The 18,338-nt window shown below is 67.6% G+C and carries 20 protein-coding genes; 15 read left to right on the forward strand and 5 right to left on the reverse strand.

Annotated elements, in window-relative coordinates:
- Positions 1-6 precede the first annotated feature (6 nt).
- Genes pyrE through acpS form a run of 3 tightly spaced genes read left to right on the forward strand, consistent with a single transcriptional unit; the run spans position 7 to position 1,729 of the window.
- Positions 7-591 carry an orotate phosphoribosyltransferase gene (pyrE, locus tag BN1313_RS06715; RefSeq protein ID WP_091738155.1) on the forward strand — a complete coding sequence of 195 codons (585 nt, stop codon included), beginning with the start codon at positions 7-9 and terminating at the stop codon, positions 589-591.
- The gene (locus BN1313_RS06720) at positions 588-1,334 is read left to right on the forward strand and encodes a pyridoxine 5'-phosphate synthase (protein ID WP_091738158.1); all 747 of its coding nucleotides are present in this window, start codon (positions 588-590) and stop codon (positions 1,332-1,334) included. Before pyrE ends, BN1313_RS06720 begins: the two co-directional genes overlap by 4 nt.
- Positions 1,331-1,729 carry a holo-ACP synthase gene (gene acpS, locus BN1313_RS06725; protein WP_091738160.1) on the forward strand — a complete coding sequence of 133 codons (399 nt, stop codon included), beginning with the start codon at positions 1,331-1,333 and terminating at the stop codon, positions 1,727-1,729. Before BN1313_RS06720 ends, acpS begins: the two co-directional genes overlap by 4 nt.
- A 145-nt stretch (positions 1,730-1,874) precedes the next feature.
- Here the strand turns inward: acpS and BN1313_RS06730 are convergent, their stop codons facing one another.
- Positions 1,875-2,774 (reverse strand): EamA family transporter, encoded by a 900-nt coding sequence (locus BN1313_RS06730; protein ID WP_091738163.1) that lies wholly within the window; start codon positions 2,772-2,774, stop codon positions 1,875-1,877.
- Positions 2,775-2,874: 100 nt separating this feature from the next.
- Here BN1313_RS06730 and lepB point away from each other — a divergent pair, with 100 nt between their 5' ends.
- From lepB to BN1313_RS06775, 9 genes are read left to right on the forward strand one after another with little or no spacing between them, the layout of a single operon-like run.
- Positions 2,875-3,642, forward strand: a complete 768-nt coding sequence (gene lepB / locus BN1313_RS06735) for a signal peptidase I (protein WP_091738165.1) — start codon at positions 2,875-2,877, stop codon at positions 3,640-3,642.
- 7 nt (positions 3,643-3,649) lie between these two features.
- Positions 3,650-4,348 carry a ribonuclease III gene (gene rnc, locus BN1313_RS06740; protein WP_091738168.1) on the forward strand — a complete coding sequence of 233 codons (699 nt, stop codon included), beginning with the start codon at positions 3,650-3,652 and terminating at the stop codon, positions 4,346-4,348.
- Positions 4,345-5,277, forward strand: a complete 933-nt coding sequence (gene era, locus BN1313_RS06745; protein ID WP_091738171.1) for a GTPase Era — start codon at positions 4,345-4,347, stop codon at positions 5,275-5,277. The genes rnc and era overlap by 4 nt, the downstream gene beginning before the upstream one ends.
- Complete coding sequence (locus BN1313_RS06750; RefSeq protein ID WP_091738174.1) at positions 5,267-5,776, forward strand: nuclear transport factor 2 family protein; 510 nt, start codon at positions 5,267-5,269, stop codon at positions 5,774-5,776. Before era ends, BN1313_RS06750 begins: the two co-directional genes overlap by 11 nt.
- Positions 5,773-6,507, forward strand: coding sequence for a DNA repair protein RecO (recO, locus tag BN1313_RS06755; RefSeq protein ID WP_091738176.1), 735 nt, complete (start codon positions 5,773-5,775; stop codon positions 6,505-6,507). The genes BN1313_RS06750 and recO overlap by 4 nt, the downstream gene beginning before the upstream one ends.
- 49 nt (positions 6,508-6,556) lie before the next feature.
- Positions 6,557-8,800: a DNA topoisomerase IV subunit A gene (gene parC / locus BN1313_RS06760; protein WP_091738179.1), complete on the forward strand. Its 2,244-nt coding sequence runs from the start codon at positions 6,557-6,559 to the stop codon at positions 8,798-8,800.
- 2 nt (positions 8,801-8,802) lie between these two features.
- Positions 8,803-9,138 (forward strand): TfoX/Sxy family protein, encoded by a 336-nt coding sequence (locus tag BN1313_RS06765; protein WP_091738182.1) that lies wholly within the window; start codon positions 8,803-8,805, stop codon positions 9,136-9,138.
- Positions 9,135-9,944, forward strand: a complete 810-nt coding sequence (gene blaOXA, locus BN1313_RS06770) for a class D beta-lactamase (RefSeq protein ID WP_091738185.1) — start codon at positions 9,135-9,137, stop codon at positions 9,942-9,944. Before BN1313_RS06765 ends, blaOXA begins: the two co-directional genes overlap by 4 nt.
- A gap of 25 nt (positions 9,945-9,969) precedes the next feature.
- Positions 9,970-10,557 (forward strand): DUF4893 domain-containing protein, encoded by a 588-nt coding sequence (locus BN1313_RS06775; RefSeq protein ID WP_091738188.1) that lies wholly within the window; start codon positions 9,970-9,972, stop codon positions 10,555-10,557.
- A 29-nt stretch (positions 10,558-10,586) separates the two neighbouring features.
- Here BN1313_RS06775 and BN1313_RS06780 read toward each other — a convergent pair whose 3' ends face one another.
- Complete coding sequence (locus BN1313_RS06780) at positions 10,587-11,303, reverse strand: DUF4336 domain-containing protein (protein WP_091738190.1); 717 nt, start codon at positions 11,301-11,303, stop codon at positions 10,587-10,589.
- A 10-nt stretch (positions 11,304-11,313) separates the two neighbouring features.
- Positions 11,314-11,802 (reverse strand): pyridoxamine 5'-phosphate oxidase family protein, encoded by a 489-nt coding sequence (locus BN1313_RS06785; RefSeq protein WP_091738193.1) that lies wholly within the window; start codon positions 11,800-11,802, stop codon positions 11,314-11,316.
- A gap of 146 nt (positions 11,803-11,948) precedes the next feature.
- On the opposite strand from BN1313_RS06785, the gene aspS reads away from it, so the two are divergent.
- Positions 11,949-13,727 (forward strand): aspartate--tRNA ligase, encoded by a 1,779-nt coding sequence (gene aspS / locus BN1313_RS06790; protein WP_091738198.1) that lies wholly within the window; start codon positions 11,949-11,951, stop codon positions 13,725-13,727.
- Positions 13,728-13,730: 3 nt separating this feature from the next.
- On the opposite strand, the gene BN1313_RS06795 is transcribed toward aspS, so the two are convergent.
- Positions 13,731-14,579 (reverse strand): pentapeptide repeat-containing protein, encoded by an 849-nt coding sequence (locus BN1313_RS06795; RefSeq protein ID WP_176695927.1) that lies wholly within the window; start codon positions 14,577-14,579, stop codon positions 13,731-13,733.
- Positions 14,580-14,767: 188 nt separating this feature from the next.
- On the opposite strand from BN1313_RS06795, the gene BN1313_RS06800 reads away from it, so the two are divergent.
- On the forward strand, positions 14,768-15,340 hold the full coding sequence (locus BN1313_RS06800; protein ID WP_091738204.1) for a UrcA family protein: 573 nt from the start codon (positions 14,768-14,770) through the stop codon (positions 15,338-15,340).
- Between the two features lie 28 nt (positions 15,341-15,368).
- On the opposite strand, the gene BN1313_RS06805 is transcribed toward BN1313_RS06800, so the two are convergent.
- Positions 15,369-17,729: a TSCPD domain-containing protein gene (locus BN1313_RS06805; RefSeq protein ID WP_091738206.1), complete on the reverse strand. Its 2,361-nt coding sequence runs from the start codon at positions 17,727-17,729 to the stop codon at positions 15,369-15,371.
- A gap of 192 nt (positions 17,730-17,921) precedes the next feature.
- Between BN1313_RS06805 and BN1313_RS06810 the strand changes: the two genes are divergently transcribed.
- Positions 17,922-18,335: an NADH:ubiquinone oxidoreductase subunit NDUFA12 gene (locus BN1313_RS06810; protein WP_245620121.1), complete on the forward strand. Its 414-nt coding sequence runs from the start codon at positions 17,922-17,924 to the stop codon at positions 18,333-18,335.
- Positions 18,336-18,338 lie beyond the last annotated feature (3 nt).

Below are 18,338 nucleotides of genomic sequence, written 5' to 3' on the forward strand. Positions count from 1 at the left end.
GTGCTCATGAACACTGAAGACGTCCTCGAAGAATTCCGCGCGGCGGGCGCTTTGCGCGAAGGCCATTTCATCCTGGCCTCCGGACGCCATTCGCCGATGTTCCTGCAGAAGAACCTGGTCTTCCAGTACGCCGACCGCACAGAGCGCCTGTGCAAGGCGCTGGCCGCGAAGATCGAAGCCCAGTTCGGCAAGCCCGACGTGATCGTCGCCCCCGCCGTCGGCGCCATCATCCCCGGCTACGAGGTGGCGCGCGCCCTGGGCGTGCCCTCGATCTATGTCGAGCGTGAAGACGGCGAGTTCCGCCTGCGCCGCGCCTTCAAGATTGCGCCGGGCGCCAAGGTGGTGGTGGTCGAGGACGTGATCACGACGGGCGGCTCGTTCCGCGAGGCGGTGAAGCCGATCGAGGCCGCCGGCGGCGTCGTGGTCGCCTGCGCCTGCATCGTCGACCGTTCCGGAGGCCGGGCCGAGGTGGGCTGGCCGCTGGTGGCGCTGGCCACCGTCGATGTGCCGTCCTACGCCGCAGATGAAATTCCACCGGAACTCGCCGCCTTGCCGGCGGAAGAACCCGGCTCCAAGCGGCTGCGCGGATGAGCCGGCTCCGCCTCGGGGTCAATATCGACCACGTCGCGACCGTCCGTAACGCCCGCGGCGAAAGCTATCCCGACCCGGTGCGCGCCGCCGAGGCCGCCCTGGCCGCCGGCGCCGACGGGATCACCGCCCATCTGCGCGAGGATCGCCGCCACATCTCCGACGCCGACATCGATGCGTTGGCCGTCATCACTCGGCGTCGCGGCCGGCCGCTCAACTTCGAGATGGCCGTCACCGACGAGATGGAGAAGATCGCGCTGGCCCACCGGCCGCACGCCGCCTGCCTGGTGCCGGAGCGGCGCGAGGAGGTGACGACCGAGGGCGGCCTGGACGTCGTGAAGGGCCACAACGTCATCGCCCCCGTGGTCGGACGCCTGGCCGAGGCCGGCATCCGCGTCTCCTGCTTCATCGACGCCGACGAGGCCCAGGTGCGGGCGTCAAAATCCGCCGGCGCCCAGGTGGTCGAGCTGCATACCGGCGCCTATTGCGAGGCCGTGCGGCACAGTTCGCCCGAGGCGCCGCGCATCCTGGCCGAGCTGCGGGCGGCCGCCCAGCTGGCTGTCTCGCTGGGCCTCGAGGTCCATGCCGGCCATGGCATCGACTATGAGACCGTGAAAGCGGTCGCTGCGATCCCCGAGCTCGCCGAGCTCAACATCGGCCACTTCCTGATCGGCGAGGCGATCTTCATCGGCCTGGGCCCCGCCATTCAGCGGATGCGCGAACTCATGGATGAAGCGCGCGGATGATCCTCGGCATCGGCTCCGATCTGTCCGATATCCGCCGCGTCCAAGCCAGCCTGGACCGCTTTGGCGAGCGCTTCACGAACCGCGTCTACACCGATCTCGAACGCGCCCGCTCCGAGCGCAAGACGGACCGCGCCGCCAGCTACGCCAAGCGCTTCGCGGCGAAGGAGGCCTGCGCCAAGGCGCTGGGCACCGGCATCCGCCACGGCGTCTTCTGGCGCGATATGGGGGTCATCAATCTGCGCTCCGGCCAGCCCACCATGGCGCTGACGGGCGGCGCGCTGGCCCGGCTTCAACAGCTGACGCCCGAGGGCATGAAGGCGGTCATCCATCTCTCCCTCACCGACGACCACCCCTACGCCCAGGCCTTCGTGGTCATCGAGGCGGCGCCAGCCTGAACCTTCCCACCAGTGGTCGCCCGCGTGCCTCGGCGATCCATCAACGCCTGATCGTTTGATTGAGCGCGGAGGCTGTGCGCCATGCTCTTCCAGTCGATGGCGCAACTTCCGCTTTCACCCATAGGTGACACGCGGCTAGCCCGCCCTAAGGCGCCGCCAGCTTCCGCCAGTTCAGCATTGGCCAGAAGGTGTTGAGCGCCAGGCCGCTGATCAGGAGGCCGGCGGCGATGAGCTTCCAGGCGGGCAGGCCTTCGCCCAGCCAGATCGCCGACGCGCCCATGCCGGCGACGGGGATCAGGAGCGCCAGCGGGCTCACCTGCGCCGCCGGGTGCCGCGCCAGGAGCCAGGCCCAGGCGACGTAGCCGAACATGGTGTTGCCGATGGTCTGCCAGGCGACGGCGACCCAGGCGCCGGGGCTGGCGTGGGCGACGGCCTGCGCCACCCTGGCGGGGCCTTCCAGCGTCAGGGCCAGGAGCCACAGCGCCGGCGCGGCGCAGGCGCTGGACCAGACGATGAAGGCGAAAAGGTTCACGTCGCTCTTCAGGCCGCGCGCGACGGTGTTGCCGCCGGCCCAGCTGGCCGCAGCGATCAGGACGAGACCGATGCCGAGCGGCGTAACCTCGCCGTTGGTGTGGACGATCAGCCAGATCAGACCGGCTGCGCCCAGCGCCAGGGCGCCGTACTGGAAGAGCCTCGGTCGCTCGCCGACCAGCCACATGGCCAGACCGATGGTGAAGAAGACCTGGGTCTGCACGACCAGCGAGGCCAGCCCCGGCGAGATCGAGCCGTTCATCGCGATGAAGAGCAGGCCGAACTGCCCGGCGCCGATCAGCAGGCCATAGGACACCAGTCGCCAGATCGGCGCGGGCGGCCGCTTGACGAACAGCATCATCGGCAGGGCTGCGAAGGTGAACCGAAGCGCGGCGAAGGTCAGCGGCGGCAGCTCGTTCAGGCCCAGCCGGATGACCACGAAGTTCGACCCCCAGACGATGATGACCGCCAGGGCGAGGAGCAGGTGGAGCGGGGGCAGGGCGGGAGCGCGCATGTCACCCTCCTAGCATGACTGAAGCTTCATGGGCCGTAGGCTTGCCGCTGGCCTATGCAGCGCGTAGCTACAGGCCGTTACCCCGCTGCAAGGACAGTTCATGAGCGATCATGCCAAGGCCGGCCCGTCCGGCGCGCTCGGCGAAATTCTGGAGATCGGCCGCACCGTTCTCTATGCGCTGGCGATCGCGTTGTTCCTGCGGGTCCTGTTCTTCCAGCCCTTCACCATTCCGTCCGCCTCGATGGAGCCGAACCTCTATGAGGGCGACTACATCATCGTCTCGAAGTTCTCCTACGGCTATTCGCGCCACTCCGCGCCCTTCAGCCCGCCGCTCTTCAAGGGCCGGGTGATGGAGAAGCAGCCGCGCCGCGGCGACGTTGTGGTCTTCAAACTGCCCAGCGATGGCCGCACGGACTACATCAAGCGCGTCATTGGCCTGCCGGGTGATCGCATCCAGATGCAGGGGGGCCTGCTCTACCTCAATGGCGTCCAGATCAAGCGGACCCCCGCCGGCACCGGCGAGACCGACACGGGCTATGGGATCCGCGAGGTCGGCCGCTTCCAGGAGACCATGCCGGACGGCCGTACCTACATGACCGACGACTATGGGACAGACGGGGATCTGGACGACACGCCCGTTTATGTCGTGCCCGAGGGCCACTACTTCATGATGGGCGACAACCGCGATAACTCCCTCGACAGTCGCGTCGCGCCGGAAGCCGGCGGCGTCGGCTTCGTGCCGGCGGAGAATCTGGTCGGCCGCGCGCAGATCATCCTGCTGTCGTGGTCACCGGGCGCATCGCTGTTCAAGCCCTGGACCTGGATTCTGAACGCCCGGCCCAGCCGCTTCGCCGAAGTCCTCAAGTGACGCGCCCATGATCAGTCGGGCCGAAGCGATCGCCGAGCTTGAGCGCCGCATCGGCCACGCCTTCGCCGACCGCGACCTCCTCGACCGGGCCCTGACCCACGCCAGCGTGGGCAACGGCTCGGCCAAAATCCGTGACAACGAACGGCTGGAGTTTCTCGGCGACCGGGTGCTCAATCTGGTGGTCGCCGAAAGCCTGATCCAACAGAAGCCCGACGCGCAGGAAGGCGACCTGTCGCGCGCCATGAGCCAGTTGGTGAATTACCACGCCTGCGCCGTCGTCGCCCGCGCGGCCGGCGTGCGCGAGGCGCTCCGTTTCGATGCGTCGGCCAGCAAGGTCGGCGCACGTGATAATGATCGTGTTCTCGGCGACGCCTGTGAGGCGCTGATCGCCGCGCTCTACCTCGACGGCGGGATCGATTCCGCCCGACGTTTCATATTGGAGTTCTGGACCGAGGCCTTCGCAGGCGTCGACGCGCCGGAACGGAAGGATCCGAAGACCTTGCTGAACGAATGGGCCATGGGCCAGGGTAAGCCCGCCCCGCGCTATCGTGTGCTGGCCACAGAGGGCGCCGCCCACGCACCCCGCTTCACCGTGGAAGCTCAAGTTGAGGGCTTCGCGCCGTCGACGGCGGCAGCCGGCTCCAAGAAGGAGGCCGAGAAGCTGGCCGCCGAACGCCTGCTCGCAGCGCACGGAGCCCTCTCGTGAGCCGTGCCGGATTTGTCGCCATCATCGGCGCGCCCAACGCGGGCAAGTCGACGCTGACCAACCGCCTGGTGGGCGCCAAGGTCTCAATCGTCACCCAGAAGGTGCAGACCACGCGCTTCCCGGTGCGCGGGGTCGCCATCCATGACGACGCCCAGATGGTGCTGGTCGACACGCCCGGCATCTTCGCGCCGCGCCGCCGGCTGGACCGGGCCATGGTGCGCGCCGCCTGGGGCGGGGCCGAGGACGCCGACGCCGTGGTGCATCTGGTCGACGCCCAGGCCGCGTTGGCCGTGCTCGAGCCTGGCGCCAAGTCCGCCGACAAGCGCGCCGCCGTCGATGTCGAATCCATCGTCGAGGGGCTGAAGGCGTCCGGCCGGCAGGTCATCCTGGCGCTGAACAAGATTGACACCATGCGCCGCGACACCCTGCTGGGCATCTCGAAGGCATTGTTCGACACCGGCGTCTATGCCGAGGCCTTCATGATCTCAGCGGCGGACGGTTCCGGCGTCGATGACCTCAAGGCCCGCCTCGCCGACCTGATGAAGGAAGGCCCCTGGTTCTATCCCGAGGATCAGACCGCGGACCTGCCGGCCCGCTTGTTGGCGGCCGAGATCACCCGCGAGAAGCTCTACCTGCGCGTCCACGAGGAGCTGCCCTATGCCGCGGCCGTCGAGACCACGGCTTTCGAGGAGCGCAAGGATGGCTCGGCCCGCATCGAGCAGACCATCTATGTCGAGCGCGACAGCCAGCGGCCGATCATCCTCGGCAAGAACGGCCAGACCCTGAAGTGGATCGGCCAGAAGGCGCGCGAGGAGTTGGCCGTCCTGCTGGACCGGCCGGTGCACCTGTTCCTGCATGTGACGGTCGACGAGAAGTGGGCCGACAAACGGGAATTCTACGGACCCCTGGGGCTTGACTATGAAGCTTAGCGCCATCGCCGCCGCCGGCGCCCTGCTGTTCGCCGGCGCCGCTGACGCCCAGGCGCTTGATGGGGCGGCGGCGAGCCAGGTGCTGGACTCGTTCCACGCCGCGGCGGCCCGCGCCGACACCGCCTATTTCGACCTGTTCGCGCCCGAGGGCGTCTTCATTGGCACCGACGTGTCGGAACGCTGGAGCGTGGCGCAGTTCCGCGCCTATGCAGAGCCGGCGTTCAAGGCCGGCAAGGGTTGGATCTACCGCGCCCGCGACCGGCACGTCGCCGTCGCGCCCTGCGCCTGCGTGGCCTGGTTCGACGAGGTGCTGGACAGCCGATCCTATGGGACGGCCCGCGGCACGGGCGTGCTGGTGGCCCAGGACGGCGTCTGGAAGGTCTCGCAGTATGCCCTGACCTTCCCGATCCCCAACGACCTCGCCCATGAGTTCACCGATCGGATCAAGGCCTACGAGGCGGCGCACCCGACCCCTGCGGGCCCGCCGACGTCGCGATGACCGAGTTCGAGGACGAGGCGTTCGTCCTGTCGGCCCGCGTCCACGGTGAGACCGGGGCGATTGTCGAACTGCTGACCAGCCAGAACGGCAAGTACGCCGCCCACATCGCTGGCGGTGCGTCGCGCAAGATGCGGTCCTTCCTGCAGGCGGGCGCCCAGGTCGGCGTCCGCTATCGCGCCCGCACCTCCGAACAGTTGGGATCGGTGACGCTGGAGCCGATGGGTGAGGGGCCGGCCGCCCTGTTCGACGAACCCTTGGCGCTGTCGGGCCTGGCCGCGGCCGCCGCGGTCGCCGCCGCCGCATTGCCGGAGCGCGAGCCGCACCCCGGCGCTTATCTTGCTTTCGAGGCCCTTAGTTCAGCCCTGGTGCTGGAGGACGTTTGGCCCGCGGTTTTCGTGCGGTTCGAGGCAGGTCTCCTGGCGGACCTGGGGTTCGGCCTCGATCTCTCCAAATGCGCCGCCACCGGCGCGGTCGACGACCTGATTTATGTCAGCCCGCGGACCGGCCGCGCCGTGAGCCGGAAGGCTGGCGAGCCCTACAAAGATCGTTTGCTGGCCTTGCCGCCGTTCATGCTGTCGTCTCAGAGTGGGCTGGGGGAGGGCGACATCGCCGCTGGCCTGGACCTGACCGCCCACTTCCTCGAGGCCTTCATTTTCAACCCGATCAACAGGCCGCTGCCACCAGCGCGGCTTTGGCTTGTGGATCGGTTGCGTGAGGCGGGCAAGCTCTGAGGCGATGGGCTAGGATGGCTGTCGCCATGCAAGTTCCGAATCGCCTGCCATGACCATCGTCTCCGCGCCCCCCCCTCCGAGCGATGGGATCATCGACGAGCCTCTGTCGGAGGCCCTGTCGCGGCGCTACCTCGCCTATGCGCTCAGCGTCATCACCGACCGCGCCCTGCCCGACGTGCGCGACGGGCTGAAGCCCGTGCAGCGCCGCGTGCTCTACGCCATGCGCGAGATGCGCCTCAACCCGGAGTCCGCCGCCCGGAAATGCGCCAAGGTCGTCGGCGAGGTGATGGGCGGCTATCACCCGCACGGCGACCAGTCGATCTACGACACCCTCGTGCGCATGGCCCAGCACTTCGCCCAGCGCTATCCGCTGGTCGACGGCCAGGGGAACTTCGGCAACATCGACGGCGATAACGCCGCGGCCATGCGCTACACCGAGGCCAAGCTCACCCAGGCCGCCACCCTGCTGCTGGACGGCATCGACGAGGACGCCGTCGACTTCAAGCCGACCTATGACGGCCAGGATGACGAGCCTGTCGTCCTGCCGACCGGCTTTCCGAATCTCCTAGCCAACGGCGCCACCGGAATCGCGGTCGGCATGGCGACCTCGATCCCGCCGCACAACGCCTCCGAGCTGCTCGACGCCTGCCTGCTGCTTCTGGACCAGCCCGAGGCCTCAACCGAAGCCCTGATGACCCACGTCCGTGGGCCGGACTTCCCGACCGGCGGCATCATCGTCGAGCCGGCCGCGTCGCTGCTCGACACCTATGAGACCGGCCGCGGCGGCGTACGGCTGCGCGCGCGCTGGTTCAAGGAAGAGACGGGCCGGGGGACGTACCAGATCGTCGTCACCGAGATCCCCTATCAGGTGAAGAAGTCCGATCTGATCGAGAAACTGGCCGAGTTGATCGACGCCAAGAAGGCGCCGCTGCTGGGGGATGTCCGCGACGAGAGCGCTGAGGACGTGCGGCTCGTGCTGGAGCCCAAGAGTCGCAACGTGGAGGCCGAAGTCCTGATGGAGAGCCTGTTCAAGCTCTCTGACCTTGAGGTCCGTTTTTCAGTGAATCTGAACGTCCTGGACGCGCGAGGCACGCCCGGCGTCATGGGGCTGAAGACCGCGCTGAAGGCCTTCCTCGATCACCGCCGCGATGTGCTGGTCCGTCGCGCCCGCCATCGCCTGGCCAAGATCGAGGCGCGCCTGCACGTCTTGGACGGGCTGCTGATCGCCTATCTTAATCTGGACGAGGTGATCCGCATCGTCCGCTACGAGGATGAGCCCAAGGCCAAGCTGATCGCCGCCTTCGAGCTGACCGACATCCAGGCTGACGCCATCCTCAACACCCGGCTGCGCCAGCTCGCCAAGCTGGAAGAGATGGAGTTGCGGCGCGAACACGCCACGCTCGCCGAGGAGCGAGACGGCATCCTCGCCATGCTGGGTTCCGACAAGGCGCAGTGGAAGCTGGTGGCCGTCGGACTGAAGGATGTGCGCAAGGTTCTGGGTCCGGAAACTGCGCTCGGCAAGCGGCGCTCCGACCTCGCCGACGCGCCGGAGGTCGACGCCGACGCCGCCATCGAGGCGATGATCGTGCGCGAGCCGATCACTGTGATCCTCTCGGAACGCGGCTGGATCCGCGCCGCCAAAGGCAAGGTCGAGGACCCGTCGGAACTGAAGTTCAAGGAGGGTGACAAGCTGGCTTTCCTGGTTCCGGCCGAGACCACCGACAAGCTGATGATCTTCGCCTCGGACGGTCGGTTCTTCACCCTGCCGTGCGATAAGCTGCCCTCAGCGCGCGGTCACGGCGAGCCGGTGCGACTGATGCTCGATCTCGACGACAAGGTCGGCATCATCGACGTCTTTCCCCATCGGCCAGGCGCCAAGCGCATCTTGGCGTCAAGGGACGGCTATGGCTTCATCCTGCCGGAAGACGAGGCGATCTCGTTTCGGCGCGCCGGCAAGCAGGTGCTGAACCCCGGACCGAAGGGCGCGGCGATCAGCCTGGCGTTACACGGCGATCACCTCGCGGTGGTGGGCGACAACGGCAAGATTCTGATCTTCCCCGCCGACGAGTTGCCTGAGATGCCGCGTGGCAAGGGCGTCAAGCTACAGGGCTACCGCGAAGGCGGCCTGCGTGACGCCGTCGTTTTCCTGGGCGATGAGGGCGCGACGTGGATCGACGCGGCGGGCCGTACGCGGGTTTGGACCGAATGGCGCGAATGGCTGGGCAAGCGCGCGGCTTCGGGCAAGACCGCGCCGCGCGGCTTCCCAGCCACCAAGCGCTTCCGGCCGAAATAGGGATGGCGCGGGATCCCGGGCTCGAAGAGTTGGTGCGCGAGCACCTGGGCTTCGAACCTGGGCTCGTCGAAGCGGCGATGTTCGGTGGCCGCGCCTGGTTGCTCGACGGGAATCTGCTGTGCGCCGCCAGCGGCAAGGGGCTGATGGTGCGGCTGGGCAAGGGCAATGACGGCTGGGCGCTCAAGCGCTCCGGCGTGGCTCAGATGTCGGCAGGCCATCCCATGGCCGGATGGGTGCGCGCGGACGCCGACGCCTACGGCGACGACGATCTGCGGACGAAACTGCTGAGTGCGGCGCTGGCCTTCACCCGCGCCCTGCCGCCTAAGGAGCCGCAATGATCTGGCGCATTTTATTGGGCGGCCTCGCCGCGGGCCTTGTGCTGGCGACAGGCGCGGAGGCGAGAGTGGTCTGCACCGTCGCTGTCGACGCCGTGGCGGGACAGATACTCGTCGAACAGGGCGACTGCAGCCGGCAGGTGACACCGGCTTCCACCTTCAAGATCGCCATCAGCCTGATGGGGTATGACGCCGGCGTTCTGAAGGACGAGCACAATCCAGTCCTGCCATTCAAGCCCGGCTATCCGGATTGGCGGCCCGCGTGGCGTCAGCCTACGGACCCGGCGCGCTGGATGCGGGAGTCCGTCGTCTGGTACTCGCAGCAGGTCACGCAGGCCTTGGGGGCGAAACGCCTCTCCGCTTACGTCTCGCGCTTCGACTACGGCGACCACGACCTGACGGGATCGGCGGGGAAGGACGATGGCCTGACGACGGCATGGCTGTCGTCGTCGCTGCACATCTCGCCGCTCGGGCAGGTGCAGTTCCTGCGCAAGGTGGTTCGCCGGACGCTGCCAGTCTCCCGGCAGGCCTATGACATGACCGATCGCATCACTCGCATCGATGGCGCCTTCGACGGCTGGATGGTCCACGGCAAGACCGGCGCCGGCGCGGGGCGGTCGCTGACCGGGGCCTATGACGCCCGCAATGAACTGGGCTGGTTCGTGGGTTGGGCGACGAAGGGCGATCGCAAGGTGGTCTTCGCGCGACTGATCCAGAACGACGGCGAGGTCGTGGCCGAGCCCGCGGGATTCCGCGCCCGAGCCACGATGCTGAAGGAACTGCCCGCGATTCTCGCGAAGGCGAACTGAGCTGGGCGCGGTGCGTTTGCCTGCCATGAGACTGCTCGCCCTGACTCTCGCCGCTGTCGCGGTCGCCGCTCCGACCTTCGCCGCCGACTGTGTCCCCAGCCGCGCCGACGCTTCCAAGATCGAGCGGCTGGACGCCGCCTGGCGCGAAGCGCTGGCCAACGCTCGTCGTGATCACCGCGCCGACGTCCGCAAGTTGGGCGCGCTCGCCAATCCGAAGGCCGGGTTGAAGGGTCGCCCGCAGCCGTCACCTGGCCTTTACCGCTGCCGGACGATCAAGCTCGGCTCCCAGGGCGCGGCCCTGAGCTATGTGGCCTATCCCTATTTCCGATGCCGGGTGGAGCTCACCGCTGGCGGCGATCTGAGGCTTGCCAAGATCAGCGGCTCACAGCGTCAGGTTGGCGACGTCTGCCCCGTTCCGGGTCGCCTGGGAGATAGGCGAACCCTGTTCCTGGGCGGCCTTGGTCTCGGCGCCGATCGCGCGCCGGCCTACGGTGCTAGTCGCAACACCGACGCGGCCGGCGTGATCGAGCGGATAGGGCCCAATCGCTGGCGCATGGTGACCCCGTGGCCGGCCTATGAATCCAAGCTCGACATCCTCGAATTGTTGCGATGACGACCTTCTCCCGCAAGGGGAGCAGGGTCCTAAGAGAGCTCGATCGCCAACTTGCGCAGCACGCCCGCGGGGTCCTCGGCGATGATGTCGCCGTGGCTCATCACGATCCTCTTGAGGTCAGGCCGCTCGGCCCACGCGACCATCTGGGCGGCAAGATCGGCGCGGCCTTTGGAGAAGGCCACCTTCACAGGGGCCGGGACGTGGGGTTCGTCCCCCGCAAACCCCATGAGCCTCAATAGCCAGCCACGGACGCCGCCAGCGTGATGGATCGCGCCGACGATCTCGTTGACCACCAGCGTCAGGCCATCGGAGCTCTTCACTTCAAGCGCCGCCTCCGTGCCGTTTGTGCCCGGCACCTCGACCCATTTGACGCTGTCGCCGAAGTCTGCGGTCTCGGCGTCGACTGGCACGACTTCCCCAACCGTCGCCCGCGCGCCCGACGGCGCCAGCACAAAGAGATCAGGATAGCGATCCTTGAAGGCCGGGGCGTCGAGTCGGTGGCGCTCAGACGGGACGACCAGGAAGGTTGGGGTTCCGAAGGCCTCGAGCTCCGCCATCTGCTCTTCTTCAAGGGCGATCGCGCTATAGATGATCAGGCGGCCATCGCCGAGGCGGACGATGGTCATCCGCCTCGGAAACTCGCCCAGGGGCATGCGGATCGTTCCCACGACCGTCAGCATATCCTCGCCGATCGGATCGAGCGGTCCGTGCGGCTGGACGGTCCAGTCTTTGTACGGTGCGGTCATGGGGTGCGCCCTACTGCAGGTTCACGGTGGCGGTCTTGCCTGCATAATCCTTCTTGGGATCGCGGCCGAGGAGCATGCGGACGCCGGCGAACAGGCTGTTCTCGTTCAGCCAGAGTTGCGCCTGGCTGGGCTCGAAGCGCAACAGCTGCAGCTTCGGATCGTCCTTGCCGCCCTCGAACCACGCGGCGACGAAGGGATTCCAGAGCGCCTCGATCGTCTCGCGGTTGTTGTCCAGCACCAGCTCGCCATGCACGGCGGCGAACAGGCTGTGGTCCTTGGCGGCGAACTGCAGGGTGGACGGGTGGCTCTGGCCGATCGACTGGACGAAGTCGGTGTCCTTCGAGCTGAAGATATAGATGTCGCCAGGTTCGTCATTGAGCATTTGCGCCATCATCGGCTGACCAATGCCGTCTTCGACACCGATCAACCCAAGCATCACTGTGCGATCCGACTTAAGGGCCTTCCAGAACTTCTCTTCAATTTCAGCAGGGGTCGCCATGTTTGCTCTCCTTCAATTGGGGTCACGGGGCTAACCCGCAGGCGCCTGCCCCTGTTCCGCCGGGCGTGACGAAGGGCGCCAGCCTTGACAATCCGGGGGGGTCATGCGCCCTTCCGCGCCTCCTAATTCATGCGATTTCTGGTCCTATGCACGCCTACCGCTCCCACACCTGCGGCGCTCTGCGCGCCGCCGACACCGGCTCCACCGTTCGCCTGTCGGGCTGGATTAATCGCAAGCGCGATCACGGCGGTCTGGTGTTCGTGGACCTGCGCGACCACTACGGCCTGACGCAGCTGGTCTTCAGTCCGGAAACGCCCGGCTTCAGCACCGTTGAGCGCCTGCGCGCCGAGAGCGTTATCCGCATCGATGGCGAGGTTGTCGCCCGCTCGCCCGAGACCGTGAACGCCAACCTGCCGACTGGCGAGGTCGAGGTGAGGGTCCGCGAGCTGACCGTCCTGTCGGAAGCCGCCGAACTGCCGCTGCCGGTGTTTGGCGAGCCGGACTATCCGGAAGAGATCCGCCTGAAGAACCGCCACCTGGATCTGCGGCGCGAGACGCTTCACCGCAACATCGTGCTGCGTTCGAAGGTCATCCACTCGATCCGCACGCGGATGATCGCCCAGGACTTCCTGGAGTATCAGACGCCCATCCTGACCGCCTCGTCGCCGGAAGGCGCGCGCGACTTCCTGGTGCCGTCGCGGCTGCACCCGGGCAAGTTCTACGCGCTGCCGCAAGCGCCGCAACAGTTCAAGCAACTGCTGATGGTCTCCGGCTTCGACCGCTACTTCCAGATCGCGCCCTGTTTCCGCGACGAGGACCTGCGCGCCGACCGCAGCCTGGAATTCTACCAGCTCGACGTCGAGATGAGCTTCGTCACCCAGGACGACGTGTTCGCGGCGATGGAGCCGGTGATGCACGGCGTCTTCGAGGAGTTCGCCGACGGCAAGCCGGTGACGGCCATGCCGTTTCCGCGCATCCCTTACCGCGAAGCGATCGCCAAGTACGGCTCTGACAAGCCGGACCTGCGCAACCCAATCCAGATGGCCGACGTCTCCGACCATTTCCGCGGCGGCGGCTTCGGCCTGTTCGCCCGCATCCTGGAAGACGCCAAGAACGCTGTCTGGGCCGTGCCGGCGCCGACCGGCGGCAGCCGCGCTTTCTGCGACCGGATGAACAGCTGGGCCCAGGGCGAGGGCCAGCCGGGCCTCGGCTACATCTTCTGGAGCGAGGATCAGGGCGGCTGGGGCGGCCCGATCGCCAAGAACCTGGGCGCGGAGCCAGCGCAGGCGCTGATGGCGTCGCTGGGCCTTGGCCAAGGCGACGCGGCCTTCTTCGTCGCGGGCGATCCGAAGGTCTTCTACAAGTTCGCAGGGCTGGCGCGCACGAAGGCGGGCACAGATCTCGGTCTCATCGATGAGAACCGCTTCGCCTTCTGCTGGATCGTCGACTTCCCGATGTTCGAGTGGAACGACGACGAAAAGCGCGTCGACTTCAGCCACAACCCCTTCTCGATGCCGCAGGGCGAGATGGAGGCGCTGGAGACCAGGGATCCGCTGGAAATCCTGGCCTACCAGTACGACATCGTCTGCAACGGCTATGAGCTGTGCTCGGGCGCGATCCGGAACCACAAGCCAGAGATCATGCTGAAGGCGTTCGAGGTGGCCGGTTACGGCGCCAATGTCGTCGAGGAGCAGTTCGGCGGCATGCTGAACGCCTTCCGCCACGGCGCGCCGCCGCACGGCGGCATGGCGCCCGGCATCGATCGAATCGTCATGCTGCTGGCCAATGAGACGGCCATCCGCGAGGTCATCGCCTTCCCGCTGAACCAGCAAGGCCAGGACCTGATGATGAATGCGCCCTCAGAGGTCGATGAGCGTCAGTTGAAGGACTTGCACATCCGCCTGGCCCTGCCGATCAAGGCCTAGGGCCTACTCGGCGGAGACGATCCGCCGAGTAGGCGCGGGCGCCCTGGGGGGCGCTGGCGGCCGCGGCGGGGAGAACCGGCCGCATCCTTGCGCCTTCAGGCCGCTGGGCAGGCGGGTGCGGCTGTCGGCGCAAGCGCCCGCCAGCTGCGAGATCGTCAGTCCCTTCGCGCCAGTCAGATCGGCGCCGGCCAGCATGGCGCCGTCGAGGTCTGCGCCGGTGAAGTCCGATCCGGAGAAGTTGCCGCCGCCGAAGCTGGCTGCGTTCATCGAGGCGCCGCGGAAGCTGGCTCGGGAGAAGTCACCGGACATCTGCGCGCCGTCGAGGCTCGCACCACGAAAGCTCGCCTTGGACGCGTTGGCTCCGCGCAACAACGCGCCGTGCAGGGAAGCGCCGGTCAAATCTGCGCTGGCGAGATTCGCGCGGTTGAAGATCGCGCCCTCAGCCTCCGCGCCGCGCATGTCGACGTTGGACAGGTTCGCGCCCGTGAAGTTCACGCCGCGCGCCTCGATGTTAGCCATCTTCGCGCTGGCGAGGTTCGCGCCGTTGAAGTTGCCGCCTAGCACTTCGGCATTGGTCAGATCGGCCCGCGACAGGTTGGCCCCGGCGAAGTTCGAGCCGATGAAATGGACGCTGCGCAGGTCGGAGCCCACAAGGGACGCGCGGGCGAAATCGGCGCCCGTGAAGTGCGCGCCGGCCATCTTGCGGCCGGAGAGTTCGCAGCCTGCGCAGGCGCCGCCGAACTGAGTGATCTTGCGAACTTCGACGTCCGGCGTGAAGGGCAGGGCGAAGGCGGCTGGCGCCAAGGCCAGGCTGGCGAAGGCGGCGAGCGAAAGGCGCGCGAGGAGTTTCATGCTCCCCATGTGGGCCGCGCCTTCCCGGGACGCCACTTAATTCGCGGTAATTTCCGCAGCTTAGCCGATCGTCGGCGCGATCGGGAACCGACACTGTGCCGGTATGTTTACAGCCATGTCAAAACCACGGATCGTGTCGCGCCTTGGGGCGGAGAGCGGGCTGATCCCTCCACTGCGAGGAACCACAGATGAGCAAGATCCTGAACCTGAAGTCGATGTTGTGCGCCGGCGTCGCCGTTGTCGGCCTTTCGATGAGCGCTTCGGCCATGGCCCAGACCACTGAACCGTCGGCCATCGACGAAATCACCGTCACCAGCAAGTTTGACGCCAACGATGAAGTGAAGACCGCGATGGTCAGCTTCTCCGATCTCGACCTGACCACCAAGATGGGCCAGGACGAGTTGATGAGCCGCGTTGGCAAGACCGCATCCGACCTTTGCCACCAGCTGGGCGAAAGCATCTCCGACCAGCCCTTGACGGCCATGCCGAGCTGCCAGAAGTCGGCGATCGCCAGCGCTGACGATCAGATGAAGATGGCTATCGCCATGGCCAGTTCGCGCGGCGGTCCCGCGCCGATGGCGATGAACGAGCCGGCCCCGATGCGTGAAGCCGCGCCTGCGGCTACCGCCTATTCTGCGCCGGCGAGCTACACGACCAGCACCGTGACCAATGGCCCGGTTCCGGACACCAAGGAAAACCGCGCCAAGTACGGCATGCCGATGTCTAACGCCGGCAAGCACACGGCCGCGGCCGGCAACTAAGTCGACCACATTGCGCGCCCTCGGGGACTTAACCCCCGAGGTCCGCGCGATCCGAAGGGGCGCCGCAGGTCTCGCACGACCGCGCGGCGCCCTTTTGCGTGACAGCGATGTCGCCGCAGGCGGCGCACACATCGGCCGGGCCAAAGCTGGCGCGGGGTTCGCTGCGCGCGCCGAAGGGCAGGAACACCAGGTTGTCAGGCGCCGCGCCGCGCGAAAAGCCGCGGGAGATGAAGCGCGACGCGGGCTGGGGTTCGTCCTCCGTGATGGGCTTGCCTGCGCCCAGGCCATCGGCGTTATGCTCGAGCGCGTCGGTGCTCGCGAGGTCGTTGCGGGCCAGGTAGGAAACCCCCAACTCGCGGAAGATGTAGTCGAGGATCGAGGTCGCCGATCGCACCGTGTCGTTGCCGGTGACCGGGCCCGCCGGCTCGAAGCGGGTGAAGACGAAGGCGTCGACGAACTCGTCCAACGGCACGCCGTACTGCAGGCCGATCGAGATCGCGATGGCGAAATTGTTCATCAGCGATCGGAAGGCGGCGCCCTCCTTGTGCATGTCGATGAAGATCTCGCCGAGCTCGCCGTCGTCGTACTCCCCGGTGTGCAGGTAGACCTTGTGGCCCCCCACGGCCGCCTTCTGGATATAGCCCTTGCGGCGGTCGGGCAGCTTGCGGCGCGACCTGTCGCGCTCAACGATGCGCTCGACGATCCGCTCGGCGGGCTGCGCCGGCTGTTCAGCCTCGCGGCTGAAATCCCGGGCGGGCTTGGCGTCGGTGGCGGGCAGGTCGAGCTCCAGGGCGGCGGGCGGATCAGCGCGCCGAACCCGGACGGCCTGGCCGCTCGCCAACACAGCCGCCACAGCGTCTGGGCCGGCGGCCCAGGACAGGGTGATGGTGCGCACCGGCGGGGCGCTGAGGTGCGGGGCGATGGCGGCCAGCATGGCGGCTTGGGCCAGTTCGTCCTGCGGCGCGAAGGCGGCCCCGAACGAGGCTAGGGGGTCGCCCAGGAGATCGGCTTCGGCCGCGGCGATGTCAGCCGGGCTGAACCCGGCCAAGGCCAAGACATCGATGTCGATGGCGGCGAGATGCTCGGCGTTGGCGCCCAGGACATCGCGGACAAATCCTTCGCCGATGACAGCGGGCGCGAACGCGTCGGATAGGCGGTGGGCGCCGACCAGCGCGCCTTGGGCCAAGGCGATCTCATGGCCGGTAAAGCCGCGCGCCGTGAGGCTGGCGGTGTTGATCGCCTTGGCGTGCGCCAGATCGCGCCGGCCTAAGAGGGCTGTGCGCGCCTCATCGCGGTCCACGCCCGCGACGGCGAACCCCAGCAGCGCGGCCTCAGATATACTCGAAAGGAGATGGCCGTCATCCGTCTGCGCGAGGCTTAGCGGTCCAGACCAGGGGCCAGCGCCCAGATCGCCAGCGCCCAGTCGCAAGGCGAGCGCGGGGTCCTCGGCGACCACCAGGCCGACGTCTGATCCAGCGAGCGCCTCTGCAGCGGTCGCATAGAGCGCTGCGGCGGCGTCGCGGCCCGCCGGCGCGCCGTAGTCGAGGGCCTGCGCCGCCAGCCAGTCGCCGACGCCCGCGAGCGCGATCACGCCGCGGCTTTGGCCGGCGGCGGCCGTGCGAAGGGTGTCGTGGAACAGGCTCTCGCTGAACCGGGCGTCTACGAAGCAGCCCATCAGGGCCACGGCGGCAAGGTCCGAGCGCGCGGCGGCGGCGATCGCTTCAGCGGACGTTCGATCTGGCGCGCTGATGATGGTGTCGCTGGACCAGACGGTCCGGACGAGGGCGGGCGTCGACGGACCTGCTGCGATGGACAGGCCGGGACCAGGCTGGGCGGGCAGGGCGCACGTCCAGAGAGACTCGCCTGCGCGCGCCAGGGATATGGCGTCCAGGATCATGGCGTCGCGGGCTCCGGCGTCGCGCGCAGCTCGCGCCGCGCGCGCCAGGCTCGCATTGCAGCTCACGTCGGCGCAGGCGGTCTCGTCGCCTTCGCAGCGCAAAACCGCATCCATCACGGCCTGAAGACGCTGACCCAGAGCGAAGCTGGCCGCTGAGGCCGCCTCGCGCCCTCGGAGCCCCGCGACCACGGCGTCGAGGGTGCGGCTTTCGCTGCTGTCGATGACGCTGACATTTGACTGGCCGGTGCTGAAAGCGATACGTCCCGCCAGCATGGCCGTTAGAAGGTCGCTCGCCAGGTCCGCGTCGCCGCCGGCCATAGCCTCGGCCTTGCGGGCGATAGCTTCGACGAGGTCGTCGCCAGGGCCCGCCCAGTCGAGCCAGGCTTCCACGCGCGCGTCGGTCCAGGAAGGCGGCGCTAGCACCTCGATGACGCGGTCCGCCAGCTCCAGCCGGCGCCGGCTCATGACATGCGATGCGTCGGTCTCGGCCATGTTCGACTCCCTGGTCCTAAAACTAGGGTCAGAAGCTAAGGCTGATCAATAGATATGGGGTTCTGACGTGGGTCGTCCACAATATCTTGTCATGGAGTGCGCCTTCGGTGCGCCTGCCGGCGCGGCTGGACGCTAGGGAACGCGGCGGCTATGTTCCGGCCGCATCAACGCTTACCGCGGGGTCGGAATCTCTTGTCCAAGTTTTTGAAGTCGCTGGTCGGTTGGGCCACCTGGTGGAACGGCGCTTCGGTGGGCGCGAAGTTCCATATCGGCCGCCGTGCGAACCTCGTCGGGACCGATGAGATGGGCAACAAGTACTACGAGGCCCGCGACAACAAGGACAGCTACGACAGCCGCAAGCGTCGTTACGTGATCTTCAACGGCTATGCCGAGGCGTCCAAGGTTTCGCCCGACTGGCATGGCTGGCTGCACCACACCTTCGCCGAACCGCCGACCACGGCGCCCTTCGTCGTCAAGGCCTGGGAGAAGGACCACCTTCCTAACATGTCCGGCACCGTGCACGCGTACAAGCCGCAAGGCGCGCTGGGCCGTGGCGGCGAACGGCAGAAGGCGACTGGCGACTATGAGGCCTGGACGCCTAATTAGAAG

The organism is Phenylobacterium immobile (ATCC 35973), from assembly GCF_001375595.1.
In the GTDB taxonomy this organism is placed as follows: Bacteria; Pseudomonadota; Alphaproteobacteria; order Caulobacterales; family Caulobacteraceae; genus Phenylobacterium; species Phenylobacterium immobile.

Bases quoted from the DNA above. Each gene is read 5' to 3' on its own strand.
- pyrE (WP_091738155.1), top strand. From the start codon at position 7: ATGAACACTGAAGACGTCCTCGAAGAATTCCGCGCGGCGGGCGCTTTG.
- BN1313_RS06720 (WP_091738158.1), top strand. From the start codon at position 588: ATGAGCCGGCTCCGCCTCGGGGTCAATATCGACCACGTCGCGACCGTC.
- acpS (WP_091738160.1), top strand. From the start codon at position 1,331: ATGATCCTCGGCATCGGCTCCGATCTGTCCGATATCCGCCGCGTCCAA.
- BN1313_RS06730 (WP_091738163.1), bottom strand. From the start codon at position 2,774: ATGCGCGCTCCCGCCCTGCCCCCGCTCCACCTGCTCCTCGCCCTGGCG.
- lepB (WP_091738165.1), top strand. From the start codon at position 2,875: ATGAGCGATCATGCCAAGGCCGGCCCGTCCGGCGCGCTCGGCGAAATT.
- rnc (WP_091738168.1), top strand. From the start codon at position 3,650: ATGATCAGTCGGGCCGAAGCGATCGCCGAGCTTGAGCGCCGCATCGGC.
- BN1313_RS06750 (WP_091738174.1), top strand. From the start codon at position 5,267: ATGAAGCTTAGCGCCATCGCCGCCGCCGGCGCCCTGCTGTTCGCCGGC.
- recO (WP_091738176.1), top strand. From the start codon at position 5,773: ATGACCGAGTTCGAGGACGAGGCGTTCGTCCTGTCGGCCCGCGTCCAC.
- parC (WP_091738179.1), top strand. From the start codon at position 6,557: ATGACCATCGTCTCCGCGCCCCCCCCTCCGAGCGATGGGATCATCGAC.
- BN1313_RS06765 (WP_091738182.1), top strand. From the start codon at position 8,803: ATGGCGCGGGATCCCGGGCTCGAAGAGTTGGTGCGCGAGCACCTGGGC.
- blaOXA (WP_091738185.1), top strand. From the start codon at position 9,135: ATGATCTGGCGCATTTTATTGGGCGGCCTCGCCGCGGGCCTTGTGCTG.
- BN1313_RS06775 (WP_091738188.1), top strand. From the start codon at position 9,970: ATGAGACTGCTCGCCCTGACTCTCGCCGCTGTCGCGGTCGCCGCTCCG.
- BN1313_RS06780 (WP_091738190.1), bottom strand. From the start codon at position 11,303: ATGACCGCACCGTACAAAGACTGGACCGTCCAGCCGCACGGACCGCTC.
- BN1313_RS06785 (WP_091738193.1), bottom strand. From the start codon at position 11,802: ATGGCGACCCCTGCTGAAATTGAAGAGAAGTTCTGGAAGGCCCTTAAG.
- aspS (WP_091738198.1), top strand. From the start codon at position 11,949: ATGCACGCCTACCGCTCCCACACCTGCGGCGCTCTGCGCGCCGCCGAC.
- BN1313_RS06795 (WP_176695927.1), bottom strand. From the start codon at position 14,579: ATGAAACTCCTCGCGCGCCTTTCGCTCGCCGCCTTCGCCAGCCTGGCC.
- BN1313_RS06800 (WP_091738204.1), top strand. From the start codon at position 14,768: ATGAGCAAGATCCTGAACCTGAAGTCGATGTTGTGCGCCGGCGTCGCC.
- BN1313_RS06805 (WP_091738206.1), bottom strand. From the start codon at position 17,729: ATGGCCGAGACCGACGCATCGCATGTCATGAGCCGGCGCCGGCTGGAG.